21 protein-coding genes are annotated in these 20,500 nt (G+C 65.7%); 8 read left to right on the top strand and 13 right to left on the bottom strand.

Annotated features, from left to right (window positions below; all coding sequences use genetic code 11):
- Positions 1-104 precede the first annotated feature (104 nt).
- From gshB to LDO29_RS18665, 5 genes are all read right to left on the bottom strand, one after another.
- Complete coding sequence (gene gshB, locus LDO29_RS18685; RefSeq protein ID WP_224081286.1) at positions 105-1,058, bottom strand: glutathione synthase; 954 nt, start codon at positions 1,056-1,058, stop codon at positions 105-107.
- Positions 1,059-1,067: 9 nt separating this feature from the next.
- The gene (gene gshA / locus LDO29_RS18680; protein WP_224081285.1) at positions 1,068-2,363 is read right to left on the bottom strand and encodes a glutamate--cysteine ligase; all 1,296 of its coding nucleotides are present in this window, start codon (positions 2,361-2,363) and stop codon (positions 1,068-1,070) included.
- 439 nt (positions 2,364-2,802) lie between these two features.
- Positions 2,803-4,335, bottom strand: a complete 1,533-nt coding sequence (amt, locus tag LDO29_RS18675) for an ammonium transporter (RefSeq protein WP_224081284.1) — start codon at positions 4,333-4,335, stop codon at positions 2,803-2,805.
- A gap of 26 nt (positions 4,336-4,361) precedes the next feature.
- The gene (locus LDO29_RS18670; RefSeq protein ID WP_011296481.1) at positions 4,362-4,700 is read right to left on the bottom strand and encodes a P-II family nitrogen regulator; all 339 of its coding nucleotides are present in this window, start codon (positions 4,698-4,700) and stop codon (positions 4,362-4,364) included.
- 53 nt (positions 4,701-4,753) lie between these two features.
- The gene (locus LDO29_RS18665; protein ID WP_224081283.1) at positions 4,754-5,548 is read right to left on the bottom strand and encodes a TorF family putative porin; all 795 of its coding nucleotides are present in this window, start codon (positions 5,546-5,548) and stop codon (positions 4,754-4,756) included.
- A gap of 380 nt (positions 5,549-5,928) precedes the next feature.
- Between LDO29_RS18665 and LDO29_RS18660 the strand changes: the two genes are divergently transcribed.
- Positions 5,929-6,207 carry an accessory factor UbiK family protein gene (locus LDO29_RS18660; RefSeq protein ID WP_041679795.1) on the top strand — a complete coding sequence of 93 codons (279 nt, stop codon included), beginning with the start codon at positions 5,929-5,931 and terminating at the stop codon, positions 6,205-6,207.
- A gap of 92 nt (positions 6,208-6,299) precedes the next feature.
- Positions 6,300-7,841 (top strand): YifB family Mg chelatase-like AAA ATPase, encoded by a 1,542-nt coding sequence (locus LDO29_RS18655; protein WP_224081282.1) that lies wholly within the window; start codon positions 6,300-6,302, stop codon positions 7,839-7,841.
- 16 nt (positions 7,842-7,857) lie between these two features.
- On the opposite strand, the gene LDO29_RS18650 is transcribed toward LDO29_RS18655, so the two are convergent.
- Positions 7,858-8,031: a hypothetical protein gene (locus LDO29_RS18650; RefSeq protein ID WP_224081281.1), complete on the bottom strand. Its 174-nt coding sequence runs from the start codon at positions 8,029-8,031 to the stop codon at positions 7,858-7,860.
- Between the two features lie 137 nt (positions 8,032-8,168).
- Here LDO29_RS18650 and LDO29_RS18645 point away from each other — a divergent pair, with 137 nt between their 5' ends.
- Together LDO29_RS18645 and LDO29_RS18640 are read left to right on the top strand one after the other, a co-directional pair.
- Entirely contained in the window at positions 8,169-8,465 is a 297-nt protein-coding gene (locus tag LDO29_RS18645) for a type II toxin-antitoxin system RelE/ParE family toxin (protein WP_224081280.1), read from the top strand.
- Positions 8,466-8,477: 12 nt separating this feature from the next.
- The gene (locus LDO29_RS18640; protein WP_224081279.1) at positions 8,478-9,608 is read left to right on the top strand and encodes a HigA family addiction module antitoxin; all 1,131 of its coding nucleotides are present in this window, start codon (positions 8,478-8,480) and stop codon (positions 9,606-9,608) included.
- Positions 9,609-9,662: 54 nt separating this feature from the next.
- Here LDO29_RS18640 and LDO29_RS18635 read toward each other — a convergent pair whose 3' ends face one another.
- Positions 9,663-10,307: a LysE family transporter gene (locus LDO29_RS18635; protein WP_224081278.1), complete on the bottom strand. Its 645-nt coding sequence runs from the start codon at positions 10,305-10,307 to the stop codon at positions 9,663-9,665.
- Between the two features lie 65 nt (positions 10,308-10,372).
- Positions 10,373-10,969: a hypothetical protein gene (locus LDO29_RS18630; protein ID WP_224081277.1), complete on the bottom strand. Its 597-nt coding sequence runs from the start codon at positions 10,967-10,969 to the stop codon at positions 10,373-10,375.
- Between the two features lie 127 nt (positions 10,970-11,096).
- On the opposite strand from LDO29_RS18630, the gene LDO29_RS18625 reads away from it, so the two are divergent.
- From LDO29_RS18625 to LDO29_RS18615, 3 genes are all read left to right on the top strand, one after another.
- Entirely contained in the window at positions 11,097-11,594 is a 498-nt protein-coding gene (locus tag LDO29_RS18625) for a thioredoxin fold domain-containing protein (RefSeq protein ID WP_396022687.1), read from the top strand.
- A 119-nt stretch (positions 11,595-11,713) separates the two neighbouring features.
- Entirely contained in the window at positions 11,714-12,250 is a 537-nt protein-coding gene (locus LDO29_RS18620) for a TlpA disulfide reductase family protein (RefSeq protein WP_224081276.1), read from the top strand.
- Positions 12,251-12,421: 171 nt separating this feature from the next.
- Positions 12,422-14,539 carry an ATP-dependent helicase gene (locus LDO29_RS18615; RefSeq protein WP_224081275.1) on the top strand — a complete coding sequence of 706 codons (2,118 nt, stop codon included), beginning with the start codon at positions 12,422-12,424 and terminating at the stop codon, positions 14,537-14,539.
- Between the two features lie 34 nt (positions 14,540-14,573).
- Here LDO29_RS18615 and LDO29_RS18610 read toward each other — a convergent pair whose 3' ends face one another.
- The 5 genes from LDO29_RS18610 to LDO29_RS18590 all read right to left on the bottom strand — a co-directional run bounded on the left by LDO29_RS18610 (position 14,574) and on the right by LDO29_RS18590 (position 18,743).
- Positions 14,574-15,770, bottom strand: coding sequence for a class I SAM-dependent rRNA methyltransferase (locus LDO29_RS18610; RefSeq protein WP_224081274.1), 1,197 nt, complete (start codon positions 15,768-15,770; stop codon positions 14,574-14,576).
- A gap of 218 nt (positions 15,771-15,988) precedes the next feature.
- Positions 15,989-16,294 (bottom strand): YbeD family protein, encoded by a 306-nt coding sequence (locus LDO29_RS18605; RefSeq protein WP_224081273.1) that lies wholly within the window; start codon positions 16,292-16,294, stop codon positions 15,989-15,991.
- A gap of 55 nt (positions 16,295-16,349) precedes the next feature.
- The gene (locus LDO29_RS18600; protein ID WP_224081272.1) at positions 16,350-17,549 is read right to left on the bottom strand and encodes a D-alanyl-D-alanine carboxypeptidase family protein; all 1,200 of its coding nucleotides are present in this window, start codon (positions 17,547-17,549) and stop codon (positions 16,350-16,352) included.
- Positions 17,550-17,640: 91 nt separating this feature from the next.
- Entirely contained in the window at positions 17,641-18,282 is a 642-nt protein-coding gene (locus LDO29_RS18595) for an alpha/beta hydrolase (RefSeq protein ID WP_224081271.1), read from the bottom strand.
- Between the two features lie 140 nt (positions 18,283-18,422).
- The gene (locus LDO29_RS18590; RefSeq protein WP_224081270.1) at positions 18,423-18,743 is read right to left on the bottom strand and encodes a (2Fe-2S) ferredoxin domain-containing protein; all 321 of its coding nucleotides are present in this window, start codon (positions 18,741-18,743) and stop codon (positions 18,423-18,425) included.
- Between the two features lie 408 nt (positions 18,744-19,151).
- Between LDO29_RS18590 and LDO29_RS18585 the strand changes: the two genes are divergently transcribed.
- On the top strand, positions 19,152-20,453 hold the full coding sequence (locus LDO29_RS18585; RefSeq protein WP_290369604.1) for a dicarboxylate/amino acid:cation symporter: 1,302 nt from the start codon (positions 19,152-19,154) through the stop codon (positions 20,451-20,453).
- Positions 20,454-20,500 lie beyond the last annotated feature (47 nt).

Here is a 20,500-nt window from a genome sequence, read left to right as displayed (position 1 = left end):
CCCGATTGTAGCAGGCGTCCTCCCCGGTATTTTCGCGCTCCTGCCTGCTTTCTGCCGGCTTCCGGCCTCTTTTTTCCCGTACGGCGCGGTGGTCCTTCTGCCGCTCAGGCGCCCGGCGCTTCCACCGCGTGCTCGAGCGCGTCGATGAACATCGCGGCCACCTGGAATCCGGTCTGCTGGGTGATCTCCTGGAAACAGGTCGGACTCGTCACATTGACTTCGGTGAGGTAGTCGCCGATCACATCGAGACCCACCAGCAGCAGGCCCTGCTCCCACAGCCCCGGCGCCAGCGCCTCGGCAATCTCGCGGTCGCGCACGCTCAGCTCCTGGGCGCGGCCGGTGCCGCCGGCGGCCAGGTTGCCGCGTACTTCGCCCGCCATCGGCACCCGCGCCAGCGAGTAAGGCACCGGTACGCCGCCGATCAGCAGGATGCGCTTGTCGCCGTCCTTGATCGCCGGGATATAGCGCTGGGCCATCAGCGTGCGGCGGCCGTCCTCGCCAAGCGTTTCGACGATGGCACCGAGGTTCATGCCGTCCGCCCCGACCCGGAACACGCCCATGCCACCCATGCCGTCCAGCGGCTTGACGATGATGTCGCGATGCTCGGCGTGGAAGTCGCGGATGCGCGCGATGTCGCGCGTCACCAGCGTCGGCGTGATGAATTCCGGGAACTGGCCGATGGCGAGTTTCTCGGAATGATCGCGGATGGCGCGCGGCTTGTTGAACACGCGGGCGCCGTGCGACTCGGCCAGTTCCAGCAGCCAGGTGCTGGTCACGTACTCCATGTCGAACGGCGGATCCTTGCGCATCAGCACCGCGTCGAAGTCCTTCAGCGACGTGAGCGCCGGCGTGCCTTCGCGGAACCAGTCATGGCTGTCGCCCGTGAGCTGCAGCGGCGTGGCCACGGTCTCGACCTGGTCGCCGAACAGCGACAGCTGCGACTGCAGGCACCAGAACAGCTGGTGGCCGCGCGCGGCGGCCTCGGCCATCATGGCGTAGGTGGAGTCCTTGTAGGTCTTGAAGGTCTCCAGCGGATCGGTGATGAAGAGGATGCGCATGGTGGCTCGTCACAGAATCGGGTTCGGATCGGTCTTTTCGAGTTCGATCGAGGCCGCCAGCAGCGCCAGCCGCGCCACCACGCCGTACATGTAGAAACGGTTCGGCACCGCCGCGCCCGGCTTGGCGTGGCTGTCCGGAATGCCATTGGGCGCGAACGCCAGCGGCACGAAATGCATGCCCGGCGCGTTCAGGTTCTCGTCGTTGCCGCGGCCGGTGTGCACGCGGTAGAAGCCGCCGACCACGTAGCGGTCGATCATGTAGACCACCGGCTCCGCCACTGCCTCGTTAACCTTCTCGAAGGTGTGCACGCCCTCCTGGATGATGACGTCGCTGACCTCCAGGCCTTCCTTCACGACGCTCATCTTGTTGCGTTCCTTGCGGTTCAGGCCCTTGACCTCCGACGGATCGCGCACGGTCATGATGCCCATGCCATAGGTCCCAGCATCGGCCTTTACCACCACGTACGGGGTTTCCTTGATGCCGTATTCGCGGTACTTCTTGGCCACCTTCTTGAGCACGGCCTCCACCGAGTCGGCGAGTTGTTCCTCGCCGATCCGCTCGTGGAAATTCACGCCCGAACAGCGCGCGAAGTACGGGTTGACCATCCACTGGTCGATATCGATCAGCTTGGCGAACTTCTTGGCCACCTCGTCATAGGCGGCAAAGTGGCTGGTCTTGCGGCGCGTGGACCAGCCCGCGTGCAGCGGCGGCAGCAGGTACTGCTCGTTGATGTTTTCCAGGATCGGCGGAATGCCGGCCGACAGGTCGTTGTTCAGCAGGATCGAACAGGGATCGAAGTCCTTCAATCCCAGCCGGCGGCCCTTGGTGCCCAGGCGCGCGAGCGGCTCGACGACCAGGGTCTGGCCGTCCGGCAGTTCGATCGGCGTGGGCTCGGTGATTTCCTCGGACAGCGACCCAAGACGCACATTGAGGCCCGCCTGGCGCATGATCAGCGACAGCCGCGCCACGTTCTGCAGGTAGAACATGTTGCGCGTGTGCCGCTCGGGGATCAGCAGCAGGTTCTTGGCATCCGGGCAGATCTTCTCGATCGCGGCCATGGCCGCCTGCACCGCCAGCGGCAGCATTTCCGGGGCCAGGTTGTTGAACCCGCCCGGGAACAGGTTGGTGTCGACCGGCGCCAGCTTGAAGCCGGCATTGCGCAGGTCGACGGAGCAGTAGAACGGGGGCGTATGTTCCTGCCATTCCAGCCTGAACCAGCGCTCGATGGACGGCGTGGCGTCCAGGATTTTCTTCTCCAGTTCGAGCAGCGGACCGTTCAGCGCGGTGATGAGATGCGGGACCATATCCATCCTGTTGATCTATTGGTCGTCTTAATCGTTCGCCCAGATTGTAGAGGAACGGCCAATTGGCTGCTGGCACGCCCTTTATAAGGATATGCCCGGCGCAGCATAAGGGAGGTGGATATGGGGACGCTCCGCCCAGAAGTAAACCCCGGCGGCGGCACAAAAAAAGGAAGCGCGGCACGCCGCGCTTTCAAATGGCCTGACAGATACGGGGAGCGTTCTGCAGGTGGAGGAAACTGCCTCACTGGCACTTTATGTGCGCGCCTCGCTAAAGACAATTGAAGCTTTTTAAGATCGGATTTAAGCACCCGACGAAAACCGCACAGCGCCGCGCCAGGCTTCGGCCGGCGGCCGCAAAATGAAAAAAGCCCGGCACGCGGCCGGGCAGAACTCCTGAGAGTCGATTCCCAATCAGCTCTCCAGCACAACACCTTTACGATCAGACTTCATAAGCGGTTTCACCGTGCGAGGTAATATCCAGGCCCTCGCGCTCTTCTTCTTCCGGCACCCGCAGGCCGATCAGCATGTCCACCAGCTTGTAGGCCACGAAGGCCACCACGCCGGACCACACGATGGTGGTCAGCACACCCTCGAACTGGACCCAGACCTGGCTGGCGATCGAGTAATCGTCCGCCACCTTGTTGGCCACGTAGTCGTAGATGCCGGTGCCACCGAGGCTCGGCGCGGCGAACACGCCGGTCAGCAGCGCACCCACGATGCCGCCCACGCCGTGCACGCCGAACACGTCCAGCGAGTCGTCCATGCCCAGCATGCGCTTCAGGCCAGTCACGCCCCACAGGCACAGCAGGCCGGCCACCAGGCCCATCACGATCGAGCCCATCGGGCCAACGAAACCGGCTGCCGGGGTGATGGCCACCAGGCCGGCCACCGCACCCGACGCGCCACCCAGCATCGAGGGCTTGCCCTTGCCGATCCACTCGCCGAAGGTCCAGGACAGCACTGCGGCACAGGTGGCCAGCAGCGTGTTGACGAAGGCCAGCGCGGCGCCGCCGTTGGCTTCCAGGCCTGAGCCGGCGTTGAAGCCAAACCAGCCGAACCACAGCAGCGAGGCACCGACCATGGTGAAGGTCAGGCTGTGCGGGCGGATCGCTTCACGGCCGAAGCCGATACGCTTGCCGAACATGTAGGCGCCCACCAGGCCCGCCACCGCGGCATTGATGTGCACCACGGTACCGCCAGCGTAGTCGAGCGCGCCCTTCTGGAACAGCCAGCCACCCTTGGCGGTCGCGGCAGCGCCTGCGGCAGCGTCGGTGTAGGCATCCGGACCCGGCCAGAACCAGACCATGTGAGCCATCGGGATATAGGAGAAGGTGAACCACAGCACCACGAACACCAGCACGGCCGAGAACTTGGCACGTTCGGCGAAGGCGCCGATGATCAGGCCGCACGTGATGCAGGCGAACGCGCACTGGAACGCGAAGTAGCCGAGTTCCGGCACGACCACGCCCTTGCTGAAGGTGGCGGCCACGGCGTCAACTGTCAGCCCCTTCATGAAGAGCCGGTCGGTGCCGCCGAAGAACGCGTTGCCCTCCGTGAAGGCGAAGCTGTAGCCGTAGATGGCCCACAGCAGCGCAACCAGCGAGAAGATCACCAGGCACTGCATCAGCACCGACAGCATGTTCTTGGAACGCACCAGGCCGCCGTAGAACAGCGCCAGGCCCGGCAGCGTCATCAGGATCACGAAGGCCGTGCTCACGAGCAGCCAGGCGGTATCGCCCTTGTTGGGCACGGGCGCGGCCGGTGCGGCAGCCGCTTCGGCCGGCGCTGCGGCGGCGGGGGCGGCCGTGGCTGCAGCAGGCGCCGCCGCCGGACCCGCGGAGGCGGCTGGCGCGGAAGCCTCGGCAGCCGGCTTGTCCTGCGCGACGGCATGGGTGGACAGGCCGACGCCGGCCGTGCCGATGGCCAGCGCCATCGCGCCCGCCGTCAGGATTCGCTTGAACCAGGTTTTCATTTGCTTAACCTCTTGTCGTTGTGCTGTCACAGGGCATCGCTGCCGGTCTCGCCGGTGCGGATGCGGATGACCTGCTCGATCGGCGCCACGAAGATCTTGCCGTCGCCGATCTTGCCGGTACGGGCCGATTTCTCGATGGCCTCGATGGCGCGCTCCACCACATCGTCGGGCACGGCCACTTCGATCTTCACCTTGGGCAGGAAGTCGACGATGTATTCGGCGCCGCGGTACAGCTCGGTGTGGCCCTTCTGGCGGCCGAAGCCTTTCACTTCCGTGACGGTGATGCCGGACACGCCAACGTCGGACAGCGCCTCGCGCACCTCGTCGAGCTTGAACGGCTTGATGACTGCGATGATGAGTTTCATCAGATTTCTCCTAGCGGCGGACCTGCATCAGGCCCGCCCGGCCTGCAGCAGTTTCAGAAAGTCTTGGTGATCGATGCCCAGGCGGCGGCCTTGCCGAGATAGCGGCCGCGGTTGGCGCTGGTGTACGCAATTTCCTTGGCGTTGGTATCCACGTAGGCCACCGCCAGCGAGAAGCCCTTGCCCAGGTCCTTGGTCACGCCGATCTTCCAGTCGGTGTACGAGGCATCGCTGTTGTGGTTCACGCCCTGGTAGCCCACGTGTGCGTTGAACGTCAGGTCCCAGAAATTGAGCGGCACGTTCGCGGTCAGGTCGACGTAGTAGCTGTTCTTGCTGTCCGCCCAGCCGAACAGGTTGGTGAGCGAGTGCGAGTACTTCAGGAACACCGGGCCCCAGCCGATGCCGGCGTACAGCTCGGTGGTGTACGGGCGCGGGTTGTTGTAACCGCCCGGGTAGTAGTACTCGAGCACGCCGAGGTCGTAGTTGAACTCCAGGTCCGACACCTTGAAGGTGTTCTTGAAGCCGCCGTAGAAATCCATCTCCACAGGCGCCGACACGGACGAGTTGGCGTCCTCGAGCCAGCTGATGCTGGAGTTCCAGTTACCCACGTAGAAACCGCTCTCGTGCGAGTAGTCGAACCCGCCCTGAATCGCCGGGCGCAGGTTGGTCTGGCTGATGCCGCGATAGCGATAGTCGCTGACCAGCGAGACGTTCGCCGTGAACGTATGCGGCGACGCGGGCTCGGCGGCAGCGGCAGCCGGGGCCGGCGCGTCCGTCGCGCTCTGGGCGAAGGCGCTGGCAGCGGAACTGCAGAGAACGACCGCGCTGACTGCAAGGGCCAACTTCTTCATGGATTTCCTCTCCTTTTCCTTTTTGGCTCGGATTTCGTTTGTTAGGGTTTCGGTGATGCAGGCGGACTCACTACTGCAACAGCCGTGCCAGCTACGCCGAATCCTCGCATTCGGGAAAGCCCGCAGGACGAAGGGTGATCAAAACCCGGCTTGAATCTGCCTTGCAGCAAAGCCAGATCACGTCAAAAGGTGTGAACGGCCGCGCGGCAGTGCTTTCACCCACGTGCCTGAAGGGCGATAATCGAAGCCTGAAGATGACAGGCCGGCACGCCAGACGGACGGGCCGCCCGCAATAGGGGCGCCCAATTCCTGTGCGAAAGCGAGGCATACGGCAGGTCATTTCCCGCATTGGCACCACCACGGTGCGCGAAGGAGAAACCATGAAACCGACCGATCTCTTCAACGACCTGCAGAACAAGGTCAGCGAGGCACTGCGCAACTCGCCGGCAAGGGACATCGAAAAGAACGTGCGCAGCATGATGACCCAGGGCTTCGCCCGGCTGGACCTGGTCACCCGCGAGGAATTCGACGTGCAGTCGCAGGTGCTGGCGCGCACGCGCGCGCGCCTGGAGGAACTGGAAGAACGCGTGGCCGAGCTCGAGCGCCGCGCCGGCATTCCGCCCGGCCCCGGCGCGGTGGACACCACCGGGGGCGCATGACGCCACGGCCCCTGGCCCGACCCTTTGCCGAAAGGCCGCCGTTCCACGGCGGCCTTTTTCGTTAACGCTTCCATCACAACTGCTTCCGTGACATGAGCCTTGCCGTCCTGCACAGCCGCGCGCTCAGCGGCATCGAGGCGCCGCCCGTGCGCGTCGAAACCCACCTGGCCAATGGCCTGCCGGTCTTCACCATCGTCGGCCTGGCCGACACCGGCGTACGCGAGAGCCGCGAGCGCGTGCGCGCCGCTATCCTCAACAGCGGCTTCGAGTTTCCCAACCGCCGCATCACAGTCAACCTGGCGCCGGCGGATCTGCCAAAGGAGTCCGGCCGGTTCGACCTTGCCATCGCGCTCGGCATCCTGGCGGCAAGCGGCCAGGTTCCCTCCGCGGAGCTGGACCAGTACGAGTTTGCCGCCGAGCTGTCGCTGTCCGGCGACCTGCGTCCCGTGCGCGGCGCGCTGGCGATGGCCATGCACCTTGCGCGCGAGAACGCCGTACGGCAGGCATCCGGCGGCACGCCCCGCGCGTTCCTGGTAGCGGCCGGCAACGGGGCCGAGGCGGCATTGATCGAAGACCTGACCGTCCACGGCGGCGCCACGCTGCGCGAGGTCTGCGCCCATTTCACACCGCCTCATGACCGTCGCCTGGCCCGCGCCGTACCGGCTGCGCTCGCGCTGGTACCGGAACCAGGGCCGGACATGCGCGACGTGCGTGGGCAGGCGCAGGCGCGGCGCGCCATGGAGGTGGCTGCCGCCGGGCAACACTCGGCGCTGCTGGTCGGGCCGCCCGGCACCGGAAAATCCATGCTTGCCCAACGCCTGCCCGGCCTGTTGCCACCAATGTCGCTGGACGAAGCACTGGAATCGGCCGCCGTGCTCAGCCTGACGCCGGGCGGCTTCAAGCCGTCGCGATGGGGCATGCGGCCGTGCCGGTCGCCCCATCACACCGCCTCGGGGCCGGCCATGGTCGGCGGCGGCGGCAACCCGCGCCCCGGCGAGATCTCGCTGGCCCACCACGGTGTGCTTTTCCTGGATGAACTGCCGGAATTCGACCGCAAGGTACTGGAAGTGCTGCGCGAGCCGCTGGAATCGGGCCGCATCACCATCGCCCGCGCTGCGGGCCATGCCGACTTCCCGGCCTGCTTCCAGTTCGTGGCCGCCATGAACCCGTGCCCTTGCGGCTACCTGGGCCATCCCGAGCGCGCGTGCCGCTGCACGCCGGACCAGGTCCGGCGCTACCAGTCAAAGATTTCGGGGCCGCTATTGGACCGGATCGACCTCCAGATCGAGGTGCCGGCCCAGGACCAGGGCGAAATGCTGGACGGCCCCGCCGGCGAACCCAGCGAAGTGGTGCGCGCCCGCGTGCTGCTTGCGCGCGAGCGCCAGCTTGCGCGGCAAGGCAAACCCAACAGCGACCTGTCCGGGCGCGAGATCGACCGGCACTGCCCGCTGGAGCCGACCGCCCAGGCCTTGCTGCGCGGGGCCATGGCCCGGCTGGCCTGGTCGGCACGGTCCTACTTCCGGGTGCTCAAGGTGGCCCGCACGATCGCTGACCTGGAGGGCGCCGAAGTCCTGACCACCGCGCACGTGGGCGAGGCTATCCAGTACCGGCGCGCCCTGCGCACGCCGGGATGACGCCGATCTGATGGGCTCAGCGGCGCGGCGGCACGCCGACAGGCGGCTCGACGGGCGGCGGGACCGGATCCTCTTCCGGCGGCAGGGGCAGATCGGGCGGGACACCCGGCGGCGGGGGATCGTCGACAGGTGGCACGGTATGCGCGGGGTACGCAAGCGTGCCGGCCTGCGGGAACGGGAATGTCGGCATTGAGGGGATCTCCGCAGCGAGGGGGCTCTCCCTCATTGAAGCAAACCGGACGGCGTGCCGCCAGCATGCAGTTTTCGAAACAAACTTTTATTTATGTATCTTTACACATGGTGTAAAGATACATATATTGAAAGAGCATGGAAATCGAATTCGACGATCCTGTGTACGACAGACTCGAGACCGATCCGGCGTTCACGACCGGATTTGCGAGGCCGATCGTCAGTCTGTACCGGAGGCGCCTCCAGCTCATCCGGGCGGCCACCGATGAACGGGCGTTCTACGCACTGACTTCGCTGCACTTTGAAAAGCTTCAGGGAAGCCGTCAGGGGCAGTACTCCATGCGCCTTAACGCCCAATGGCGTTTGATCCTGCGGCTGGAACAACGCGACAGCGGGAAAGTCGTCGCAGTGGTCGGCATCGAGGACTATCACTGAATGGAGAGCAGCATGGGTAGTACGCGCGTTCCGGCCGAGGTCTTCCCACCCGGCGAATTCCTGAAGGAGGAGCTTGAGGCCAGAGGATGGACGCAGACCGAGTTCGCGGAAATCATCGACAAGGACACCAGGCTGGTCAGCGAGGTCATCGGCGGCAAGCGCGCGGTGACACCGGAAACCGCAGTCGCCATTGGCGAAGCGCTTGGGACCGGCCCGGAACTCTGGATGAATCTTGAGAGCCAGTACCAACTGTCGAAGGTAAGAAACGTCGGCAATGACATTGCCCGCAAGGCCAGGCTCCATGCCGCCTACCCTGTCAGGGAGATGGTCAAGCGCGGCTGGCTCCAGGCAACTCGCAACGTCGACGTACTGCAGCAGGAGCTTTTCAACTTCTTCGAAATCTCGGGCATAGATGAACGCCCGCGCTTCCTGCACGCTGCCAGGAAGGCGTCATACGAGAACATCACCAGCCAACAATTTGCCTGGCTGTTCCGTGCACGAAGCATCGCTGAAACGCTGGCTGCAAAGCCGTATTCGGAGGAAGCCCTCAGGAAGGTCATTCCGACTCTGCGTTCACTCATGAATGCGCCAGAGGATGCCGCAGGCGTCACCGCATTACTCACAAGCGCAGGGGTAAGAGTTGTCTTTATCGAGACCCTGCCGGGATCGAAAATCGATGGCGCCTGCTTCTGGCTCGACGCAAGAAAGCCCGTTATCGCGATGTCACTGCGGCACGATCGCATAGACAATTTCTGGTTTGTCCTGCGTCATGAACTCGAACATGTACTCCGCGGCCACGGGAAGGCTGGCGTTTGTCTCGACCAGGAAGTCGACAATGGCCAGAGTAATGAGCTGCCTGAGGAAGAGCGCGTTGCCAATGCCGAAGCGGAAGATTTCTGCGTACCGAAGGCGCAGCTCGATGATTTTGTCGCTGAAGTCGGGCCGTTCTTTACAGACGAGAGGGTATGCCTCTTTGCGCAGCGCATGCAGGTTCACCCTGGCGTTGTGGTGGGGCAACTGCAGCGCCGCATTCATCGATACGACTTGCTAAAGAAGCATCAGGTCAAAGTCCGGTCTGTCTTGACCGCCGCAGGCCCGACCGACGGCTGGGGGCATAGCTATCCCACGCAGGCTTGGACATGACCAGCGGTGGGCGGACCGTTCGGTCCGTCACGCATTAAAGCGACTCCGACACCCTCAGCCGTGCTGACGCCGCACAAAAAACAGCGCCGCCCCCACCGCCATCAGCACGCTGCCGAAGAAGCGGTTCTGCCACCGAACGGCGCGCGCATTGCGGAACAGGCCCTGCATGCGCGAGGCCAGCAGCGCATAGCCGTGCATGACGATCAGGTCCACGGCGCACATGGTCGCGGCAAGGATGGCGAGCTGCGGCGCGAGCGGATGTGTGGGATCGATGAACTGGGGCAGCACGGCGACCATGAAGATGATGCCCTTCGGGTTGGTTACGTTGGTCAGCAGGCCGGTGGCGAAACGCCGGCGCGGGCTCATGGGCGTCATACGCGCGGCGCCGTTGCCATTAGCCGCCGCCCCCTCCTCGACCCGCGCACGCCATTGCTGCAGGCCCAGGTAGATCAGGTACAGGGCGCCCACGGTCTTGACCGCGGCAAACGCATGCTCCGACGCCAGCAGCAGCGCCCCCAGCCCGCCGCCGGCCACCAGCAGGATGATGACCAGGCCGGCCTGCAGGCCGAAGATCGTGGTCGAGGTCCTGCGCACGCCGTACGACAGGCCATGGCTCATCGACAGCACTGCGCCCGAACCGGGCGACACCGCAATGACCCAGCACGCGGCGAAATAGGCCAGCCAGACTTCCCAACGCATCACTTCTCTCCTTCACACAAAACCTTCGGGGCGGAATGGCACCCACCGTCACGCCTGATACCGGGTCAATATGGATGGAACCCGCCCAGGAACTGCTCCACCTGCTCGGCATGGCGCTGGTCGCGCGCGCCCTCGCCCGACTCCAGCACCACGGCCTGGTAGGCCCGCGTGCCCACGGCCACGAGCCGCGCAGTCAGGCGGCGCGGCGACTGGTCCTGCGGCGACACGCCGCTTACCTCGACTTCCACGCCATCGAGCGGCCGCGCCGGCTGGTCGGCAGACTGGATCGTCACCGCGCGCGTGCGCGCGGGCTCGCCGGCATGCACGCCAAGGTTGGCAAGCAGGCCGGACTGCATGGCGGCCAGCGCCTCGCGCCGCAGCCCGGCATCGTCGACCGGCAGCGTGACCACGCCGACGGCGAACAGCATGTCGTCGACGCGCGCCGCTTCCATGGTCATCGGCAGCTTGCGCCCGGCAATGGCGACGTCGCGCGCGGCACTCGTAGGTTTGCCCGGATAGAGCGCGGCATAGGCCCCCTCGCCCGACTGGATCGTGCGCCAGTCATAGCGCGGCGAACACGCGCCGAGCCAGGCCACGGCGAGCACGGCCGGCAGCACCAGGCGAAACCGGAGGAACCACTGACAAACCTGAGGAAAGGGCATCGGGGCGTGGCCGTACGGTGCGGCGCGTATTGTCGGGACCCTGGGAAAGCGTGGCGGGCGCGCCTCGCTGCCGGGCGGAAACCGGTATTATCCGGGAAGCGGCCGGCCCGTGCTTGCCGCATTCCACATGATGCTCCCGCTTATCCAGTCACATCGCCCGTCCGTTCGCCTGGCGGCAGCCCTGCTGTTGACGATGGCCACGCTCGCCGTGCCCGCCCGTGCCGGCACGGCCCACCTGCCGCGCGCGACCGACCTGGCCGCCCACGCCGCCGACGCGGCGCGCCGTGGCGAGCCGCTCGTGGTGCTGGTATCCCTGCCCGATTGCGGCTATTGCGAGACCGTGCGCAACAGCTACCTCGGCCCGCAGGCGGCGGCTGGCAAGATCGCCGTGCGCGAACTCGACATGACGGCCGACACCCCGCTGCGCGACACCGATGGCACCATGACCACCGCACGCGCGTGGGCACGGGCCCACCAGGTGCGTGTCGCCCCGACGGTGCTGTTTCTCGACCGCAAAGGGCGGCAGGCAGCCGGTCCGCTGCGCGGCGTCCAGCCTGATTTCTACGGCGCCTATCTGGAACAGTCGCTTGGCCAGGCGCGAGCAGCCGTCGCCGCCGCGCGCTGACCGGCCCCGGGGCTGCGGCGGATTGACGCAGCTGCCTGATGGCAGCATGACGGCGCGCCCGGGTTTAGAATGGTCTGTTGCCAGTTGAACGGGCCCGGCCCATGCCGGGCCGCCTTGCCATGACAAACGCCGCTTCCGCCACTTCCAAACCCCGCAAGCTATGGCCCATTGCCGTGGCCGTCGCCGTACTCGCCGCGCTGGGCTGGTTCGGCTATCGCGCGCTGTCGCCATCGAGCCGGGCGCCCGCTGCCACGTTCACCTTGCTGTCGGGCGAGAAAGTCAGCACCGGCGACCTCAAAGGCAAGGTCTACCTGATCAACTTCTGGGCGACCAGCTGTGCCACCTGCGTCAAGGAAATGCCGGACATGGTCCGCACCTACGAGCAATACAAGGGCAAGGGCCTGGAGTTCGTGGCTGTGGCGATGAACTACGATCCGCCGATGTACGTGATGAACTACGCCAAGACACGCAGGCTGCCGTTCAAGGTCGCGATGGACTCGGACGGCACGGCGGCCAAGGCCTTCGGCAATGTGCAGCTGACGCCCACCACCTTCGTTGTTGACAAGGACGGCCGCATCCTGAAGCGCTACGTCGGCGAGCCCGAATGGGACGCGCTGCACAAGCTGCTCGACGGCGCGCTAGCACAAGCTGCTTGACGAATTCCCGGCAACAGTTGCGAAAAGGTACAAAAAGGTGCTCATCGAGCACCTTTTTTGTTGGTCTGTTGCCGTAGCGGCGCGCCCGGCTTGCGCCGGAAGCCTGTATGGATATACAGTTTGCGCCAGTCTTTCCCGCCCCCGCCGCCCTGGCCGCCAACCGAACTGCCCGTGTCACTGGACCTTGCCTCCCTCGCGGAACCGCCATCCGCCCCCGCAGCAGAAGTCTCACCGGACGCCGACGTACCGGCGTATCTCGCGCGGCTCAATCCGGAACAGCGGGCCGCGGTCGAGCATCACAGCGACGGGCCACTGCTGATCATCGCCGGCGCCGGTTCCGGCAAGACCAATACGCTCGCGCACCGCGTCGCGCACCTCGTGCTGAACGGCGCCGATCCGCGCCGCATCCTGCTGCTCACGTTCTCGCGCCGCGCGGCGGCGGAGATGGGGCGGCGCGTGGAGCGCATCGTCGACCAGGCACTCGGCACCAATACCGGTGCAGGCCGTGCCGCGCTGCAGTGGTCCGGCACCTTCCACGCCATCGGCGCGCGCCTGCTGCGCGAGTATGCGGAGACGCTGGGCCTGTCGCCGGCCTTCACCATTTGCGACCGCGGCGACGCCGCCGACCTGATGCACGTGGTGCGGCACGACCTGGGGCTATCCGAGCAGGCCGGCCGCTTCCCGAAGAAGGAAACCTGCCTGTCGATCTATTCACGCGTGGTCAACACGCAGGCGCCGCTCGAGGACGTGCTCAAGCGCTGGTTCCCGCGCTACACCATGTGGGTCGATGCGCTGCGCGCGCTGTTCGCAGGCTATGTGGAAGCCAAGCAGAAGCAGCAGGTGCTCGACTATGACGACCTGCTGCTGTACTGGGCGCAGGCGCTGACCGAACCCGCCATCGCGCAGGACATGGGTGCGCGCTTCGACCATGTCCTCGTCGACGAATACCAGGACACCAATGCGCTGCAGGCGTCGATCCTGCTGGCGCTGCGGCCCGATGGACGGGGCCTCACGGTGGTCGGCGACGACGCACAGTCGATCTACGCATTCCGCGGCGCCACCGTGCGCAACATCCTCGATTTCCCCGCGCAGTTCACGCCGCCGGCGCAGCAGGTCACGCTGTCGCAGAACTACCGTTCGACGCAGCCGATTCTGCAAGCGGCCAACGCGGTGATCGGCCTGGCCGCCGAGCGCTACACCAAGGACCTGTGGTCAGAGCGGACATCCGCCGAGAAGCCGGGCGTCATCGTCGTCAACGATGAGGCCGACCAGGCCCGCTACGTGGTCGAGCGCGTGCTGGAGCGGCGCGAGGCGGGCCTGGCGCTGATGGCGCAGGCGGTGCTGTTCCGCGCCGCCGACCACAGCGCGCAGCTCGAGATCGAACTGGCCCGGCGCAATATCCCGTTCGTGAAGTTCGGCGGGCTCAAGTTCCTCGAGTCCACGCACGTGAAGGACGCGATGGCCGTGGTGCGCTGGCTCCAGAATCCGCTGGACCGCATCGCGGGATTCCGCACGCTGCAGTTGCTGCCCGGCATCGGACCCAAGACGGCCGCACGCGTGCTGGACGCGCTGGCGGTCACCACCGAGCCACTGTTTGCGCTGGAGTCGTTCGAGCCGCCACCGGCTGCGGCGCCGGCCTGGGCGGACCTGTTGGCGCTCGCCCGCACGCTGCTGGGGCCGGCATCGCCATGGCCGTCGGAGTTCGAGCAGGTCGTCGCCTGGTACCAGCCGCACCTGGAGCGCATCCATGACGATGCCGCCGCGCGCATGGCCGACCTGCAGCAGCTCGAACGCATTGCCGCGACCTACGCCTCGCGCGAGCGTTTCCTGACAGAGCTGACGCTGGACCCTCCGAGCGCGTCCAGCGATGAATCGGGCGTGCCGCTGCGCGATGAGGATTTCCTGATCCTGTCGACGATCCACTCGGCCAAGGGGCAGGAATGGAAGGCGGTGTATGTGCTCAACGCCGTGGACGGCTGCATGCCGTCGGACCTGGCCACGGGCACCACCGAAGAGATCGAAGAGGAAAGGCGTCTGCTGTATGTGGCGATGACACGCGCCAAGGACCATCTTGACGTCGTGGTGCCGCAGCGCTTCTACGTGCACCAGCAGCCGGGGTTCGGCGATCGCCATGTGTATGCGTCGCGCACGCGCTTCCTGCCGAACCGCGTGATGCCGAATTTCTACAGCCGGTCGTGGCCGCCTCCGCCGATGCCGGGGGAAGCGCCGGCGAAAGCGATGCTGGCGCCGGTGGACCTGGCCAGCAGGATGCGGAATATGTGGCGGTGAGACGCGGGCCTTGACAGGCCCGCTGTCGACGCCTTTACGCCACCTTCTCCAGCAACAACCCCTTCAGATACTCCCCTTCCGGGAACGCCGTCAGCATCGGATGGTCCGTACCCGCCGACAGCCGGCGCAGGATACGCGCATCCGCACGCGCATCCGTCACCGCGCCGGCCACGATCTTCTGGAACAGCTCCATGCTGATCGCGCCCGAGCACGAGTACGTGAACAGCAGCCCGCCCGGACGCAGCAGCTGCGTGCCAACAAGATTGATTTCCTTGTAGGCGCGCGCGGCGCGGTCGATGTGCTGGGCCGACGGCGCGAACTTCGGCGGATCGAGCACGATCAGGTCGAACTGGCGGCCCTCGGCGCGGAATTCACGCAGCGTCTTGAACACGTCGGCGTCGAGCCACGTCGCGCGGTTTTCGTCGAAACCGTTGAGCGCGACATTGCCGGCGGCGATCTTCAGCGCCTCGCCCGACGAATCGATCGACGTCACCGACGTGGCGCCGCCACGCAGCGCCGCCAGCGAGAAACCGCCCGTATAGCAGAAGCAGTTGAGCACCTCGCGGCCGGCCGCAAGATCGCCGACCAGCTTGCGGTTGTCGCGCTGGTCGACATAGAAGCCGGTCTTGTGGCCATTGCGCACGTCCACGTAGTAGCGCACGCCATGCTCCGTCACCGACAGCGCCGGGTCAGGCTCGGCACCTGCCAGTACGCCGGTCACCAGCTCCAGCCCTTCGCGCTGGCGCACGGCAGCGTCGGAGCGCTCATACACGTTCGGGCAGCCGGTTTCCTTGATCAGCGCCTGCACGATGGCGGTCTTCCAATGCTCCACGCCCGCAGCATTGAACTGGCACACGAGCTGGCCGTTGGCGCCGTTGCCGTAGTAGTCGACGATCAGGCCCGGCAGACGGTCGGATTCACCGAAAATCAGTCGCACCGCGTCGCTGTCCTTCACCCACTGGCGGCGATAGGCGATCGCCGCCGCCACGCGTCGCTTGAACAGGGCGTGGTCGACCGGCTCGTTCTCGTCGAAGGTCCACACGCGGGCGCGAATCTGCGATTCGGGGCTGTAGGCGGCTTTCGCCAGGAAGCGGCCATCGGCAGCACGCACGATGACGGTCGCGCCCGGCTCGCAGCGGCCTTCGGTGCTGGCGATGCCGGTCGCGTAGATCCACGGGTGGCGGCGCAGCAGGGACTTTTCCTTGCCGGGCTTGAGGGTAATGGTGTTCATGTTGGTATGGGAAGAAGCATGCCGTTGCTGAGCGCGTGTCTCACGTTACAGGCAGCTCCCCTCTCCCGCTTGCGGGAGAGGGGTTGGGGGAGAGGGCAGGAATGTCAACGAAGTGACGGGCGTCGATATTGCATACGCCTGCCCTCTCCCCCGGCTCCTCTCCCGCGCGCGGGAGAGGGGAGAAAACAATGCGGGAAACGATACCGTAAGACGATGCCTTACAGCACCACCTTCACCATCGGATGCGCCGTCAGCGCGCGATAGATATCGTCGAGCTGCTCGCGGCTGGTCACCCACACGGTGACGGTCAGGCCCAGATAGTTGCCCTTGCTGGACGGGCGCATTTCCATCTTGCCGGCGTGGAAGCCAGGGTCGAACTCCTGCACCAGCGTCACGATGGCTTCGGCAAAGCCATCCTGCATCGCGCCCATCACCTTGATGGGAAAATCACTGGGGTACTCGATCAGCGACTGCTCGGGCGGAATGTCGCCCGGCTTGCCGCCGCCATTGTTGTCGGCTGTCATGTCAGTTTCTCCGGCAGCCCGGTGCACGCATGGCGTGCCGGGCTGCGCCATCACATCACTTGCGCTTGAACCACAGGCGGATGGTGTCCCACAGGCGGCCGAAGAAGCCGGCCTCGGGCACTTCTTCCAGCGCCACCACCGGGAACTCCGCCACCTTGCTGGTGCCGTCCATCAGCTTCACCGTGCCCACCTGCTGGCCCGCGGCGATCGGGGCGATCAGCAGTTCCTGGCGTTCCAGCACCGGCTTCAGGCGACCGCCCGTGCCCTTGGGCACGGTGACGAAGGTCTCGTTCTGCACGCCGATCTTGACCGTGCCGTTCTTGCCCTTGTAGATGTCGGGCGTGGCCAGCACCTGGCCCTTGTCATACAGGCGCAGCGTGTCGAAGAACTGGAAGCCGTAGTTGAGGATCTTCAGGCTTTCCTGCGTGCGCACCTGTTCGGTGGCGGTGCCGATCACGATCGAGATCAGCCGGCGCGAGCCGTTCGGCACATTGGCCAGCGGCCGCTTGGCCGACGAAACCAGGCAGTAGCCGGCCGACTTGGTGTGGCCGGTCTTGACGCCGTCGACGGTCGGGTCGATGTACAGCAGGCGGTTGCGGTTGGGCTGCCTGATCTTGTTATAGGTGAACTCCTTCTGCGAGTACATGCCGTAGTACTCCGGGAAGTCCTGGATCAGGCGCGTGGTCAGCGTCGCCAGGTCCACCGCCGTGGTGTAGTGGTTCGGGTCGGGAATGCCGTCGGTGTTGGTGAAGTGGGTGTTCTTCATGCCCATGCGCTGGGCTTCGCGGTTCATCATCGCGACGAAACCCTCTTCCGAGCCGCCCACGGCTTCGGCCAGCGCCAGCGCGGCGTCATTGCCCGACTGGACGATCAGGCCCAGCAGCAGATCCTGCACGGTGACGGGCTTGTTGGGCTCGATGAACATGCGCGATTCATCGCTTTTGACCTTCAGCACCACGGTGGTCGGCACCACGGCCTGGTCCAGCGTCAGGCGCTTTTCCTTCAGGGCCTCGAACGCCAGGTAGGCGGTCATCAGCTTGGTCAGCGATGCCGGCTCGATGCGCATGTCCGCGTTCTGCGAAGCCAGGGCCTGGCCGCTGGTCACGTCGTACAGCATCCAGGACTTGGCCGCCACCTGCGGCATCGATACGCCCTGGGCCAGGACAGCGGCGGGCGCGGCGGCAAGCGTGGCTGCCGCGACGATGGCGGCGGGGGCAAAGACGGACGCAAGGCGCGGCGTGGCTCTGTTCAGCATGTTTCAGTTTCCGACAAGATAAGTTTCGCTAGGGACGATTGCGGGTGCCGGCATGGCGCCCAAGGCGGCATGACAGGCGGTGAGCCCGGCTTCACCGGTCCCACGCATTGACGACGAGCTGCTTGATCAGGTGCAGCTTGCGGTGAAAGAAATGATCGGCGCCGGGGATGACAATGACCGGCAGTTCCTGCGGGCGGGCCCAGTCGAACACGCTCTGCAGCGGCACGGTGTCGTCCTGCTCGCCGTGGATGACGATGGTATCGGCCGGTACGTCGGCCACCTGCCAGCGGCTCGCGGCCGTGCCGACCAGCACCAGGCGCTGCGCGGGCGTGCCGGCATCGGCCAGGCGCTTCGCGACGTGCGTGGTCACGAAGCTGCCGAACGAGAAACCGCCCATGGCCAGCGGCAGCGTGGCGGCATCGGGCGACCACGCGGTCTGTTCGCGCATCCACGCGACCACGGCCAGCAGGTCGTCCTGCTCGCCCACGCCGTTGTCGTGCTCGCCGGCGCTGTTGCCCACGCCACGGAAATTCGGGCGCACCGTGGCGTAGCCGAGCTGCACGAAGCTGCGCGCCAGCGTCTGCGCCACCTTGTTGTCCTTGGTGCCGCCAAACAGCGGATGCGGGTGCGCCACCAGCGCCAGCCCGCGCGGGGCCGCTTGCGGCAGGTCGACCGAGAGGTCGATCGCGCCGGCCGGGCCGGCAATGGTCAGTACCTGGGTATGCGCGTTCATGTTGGCAATGGACGATGCAACTGGGGCAATGGAAAACGCTGCCGCTGCGCTCGGGCTGAAGCGGCACTGCGACGGGAAATACTGGGAAACCTCGGGGACATCCTTGATGCCGGCCTGGGCCGCACCGACAGGCGCCGTGCTCAGCGGTCCACCATCAGCCGCTCGACGGGCTTGCCGTGCAGCAGATGGCTGTCGATGATCTCGTCGATATCGTGCTCGTCGACGTAGGTGTACCAGACGGCCTCGGGGTAGACCACCAGTACCGGTCCGAGTTCACACCGGTTCAGGCAGCCGGCCTTGTTGATGCGCACGCGGCCTTCCCCGCCAGCGATGCCCAGTTCCTTGCAGCGCTTCTTGGCGTATTCCTGCATGGCCTTGGCGTTGTGCTGGGCGCAGCAGTTCTCGCCGTCCTCGCGCTGGTTGAGGCAGAAAAAGACGTGGTGCTGGTAATAGCTGCTCATGCGTGCTGGGAAATAAATGCGTGCCGCACCGGCACTGGCTTCGGCGCGTCCGGCGGCATTGATGGAAGCTCGGAATTATACGGTGTACGGAGGGCCGGACTGCGGTCAATCCCGCTCCGGCGCGCACGGCCGGGACGACGGAGCACTGCAACCCGGCAGACCATGTGCCATATTGCGCACCCCCAGCGCATCCGCCATTCCGAATTCCCGGAGCCAGGCATTCCGGAATTCCGGAAATCCGGAGTGCAGCCCCCTGCCCGCACCAGCCCCCTCCCTTTCAAATCAAAGAGTTACGACATCGCCGCCCTCTGGCACACCGATTGCGATTCCTTCGTCCCAGACGCGCCGCATCCCGTGACGGTGCGCACCCGCCGCCCCGGCGGGTATGGCCAAGAAACCGAGGACGACATCATGAGGAAACCCTTCTACAAGATCCTGTACGTGCAGGTGCTGTTCGCCATCTTTGTCGGCATCCTGCTGGGCCATTTCTGGCCCGACACAGGCGTGGCCATGAAGCCGCTGGGCGATGGCTTCATCAAGCTGATCAAGATGATCATCGGGCCCATCATCTTCTGTACCGTGGTGACCGGCATTGCCGGCATGAGCGACATGAAGAAGGTCGGCCGCGTGGGCGGCAAGGCGCTGCTGTATTTCGAGATCGTCTCAACCTTCGCGCTGCTGATCGGGCTGGGCGCGGGGCATCTGCTCAAGCCGGGCGTGGGCTTCAACATCGATCCGGCCACGCTCGACACCAAGTCGATCGCGCAGTACGTGTCCAAGGCGCACGGCCAGAGCACGGTCGAGTTCCTGATGCACATCATCCCGGACACGATCTTCAGCGCGTTCGCCAACGGCGACATCCTGCAGATCCTGCTGGTTTCGATGTTCTTCGGCGCGGCCCTTGCGGCCATCGGCGAGCGCGCGCGCATCGTCGTGCAACTGATCGAGCAGGTGTCGAAGGTGTTCTTCCACATCGTGCACGTCATCACCAAGGTGGCGCCGATCGGCGCGTTCGGCGCGATGGCCTTCACCATCGGCAAGTACGGCCTGGGCTCGCTGGTGCCGCTGCTCAAGCTGATCGGCACCTTCTACTTCACCGCGATCATCTTCGTGGTGTTCGTGCTGGGCACCATCGCGCGCCTGACCGGCTTCAACATCCTGCGCTTCATCTCGTACATCAAGGAAGAGCTGCTGATCGTGCTGGGCACCAGCTCCTCCGAAGCCGCGCTGCCGCACCTGATGGAGAAGCTGGAGAAGCTGGGCTGCTCCAAGTCGGTGGTGGGCCTGGTCGTGCCGACCGGCTACTCGTTCAACCTGGACGGCACCAACATCTACATGACCATGGCGGTGATCTTCATCGCGCAGGCCACCGGCATCGAGCTGACGCTGATGCAGCAGCTCACCATCCTGGCGGTCGCCATGCTCACGTCCAAGGGCGCCAGCGGCGTGACCGGCGCGGGCTTCATCACGCTGGCCGCCACGCTGGCGGTGGTGCCGACCATCCCGGTGGCCGGCATGGTGCTGATCCTCGGCATCGACCGCTTCATGAGCGAGTGCCGCGCGCTGACCAACATCATCGGCAACGGCGTGGCCACCGTGGTGGTTTCGGCCTGGGAGCGCGAGCTTGACCGCGCCCAGCTCAAGCGCACGCTGCAGCAAGGCAGTGAGGATGAGGCAGAAGATCTCGCCGACGCCGGCCAGAACGTCTGACGCCGCGCGCGGGACTGGCCGGCCTGGTGGGCCGGCCGCCTCGCAGC

Origin of the sequence: Cupriavidus laharis, assembly GCF_914271435.1 — a bacterium.
Classification (GTDB): Bacteria; Pseudomonadota; Gammaproteobacteria; order Burkholderiales; family Burkholderiaceae; genus Cupriavidus; species Cupriavidus laharis.
This window is presented reverse-complemented; position numbering and strand designations above follow the sequence as displayed.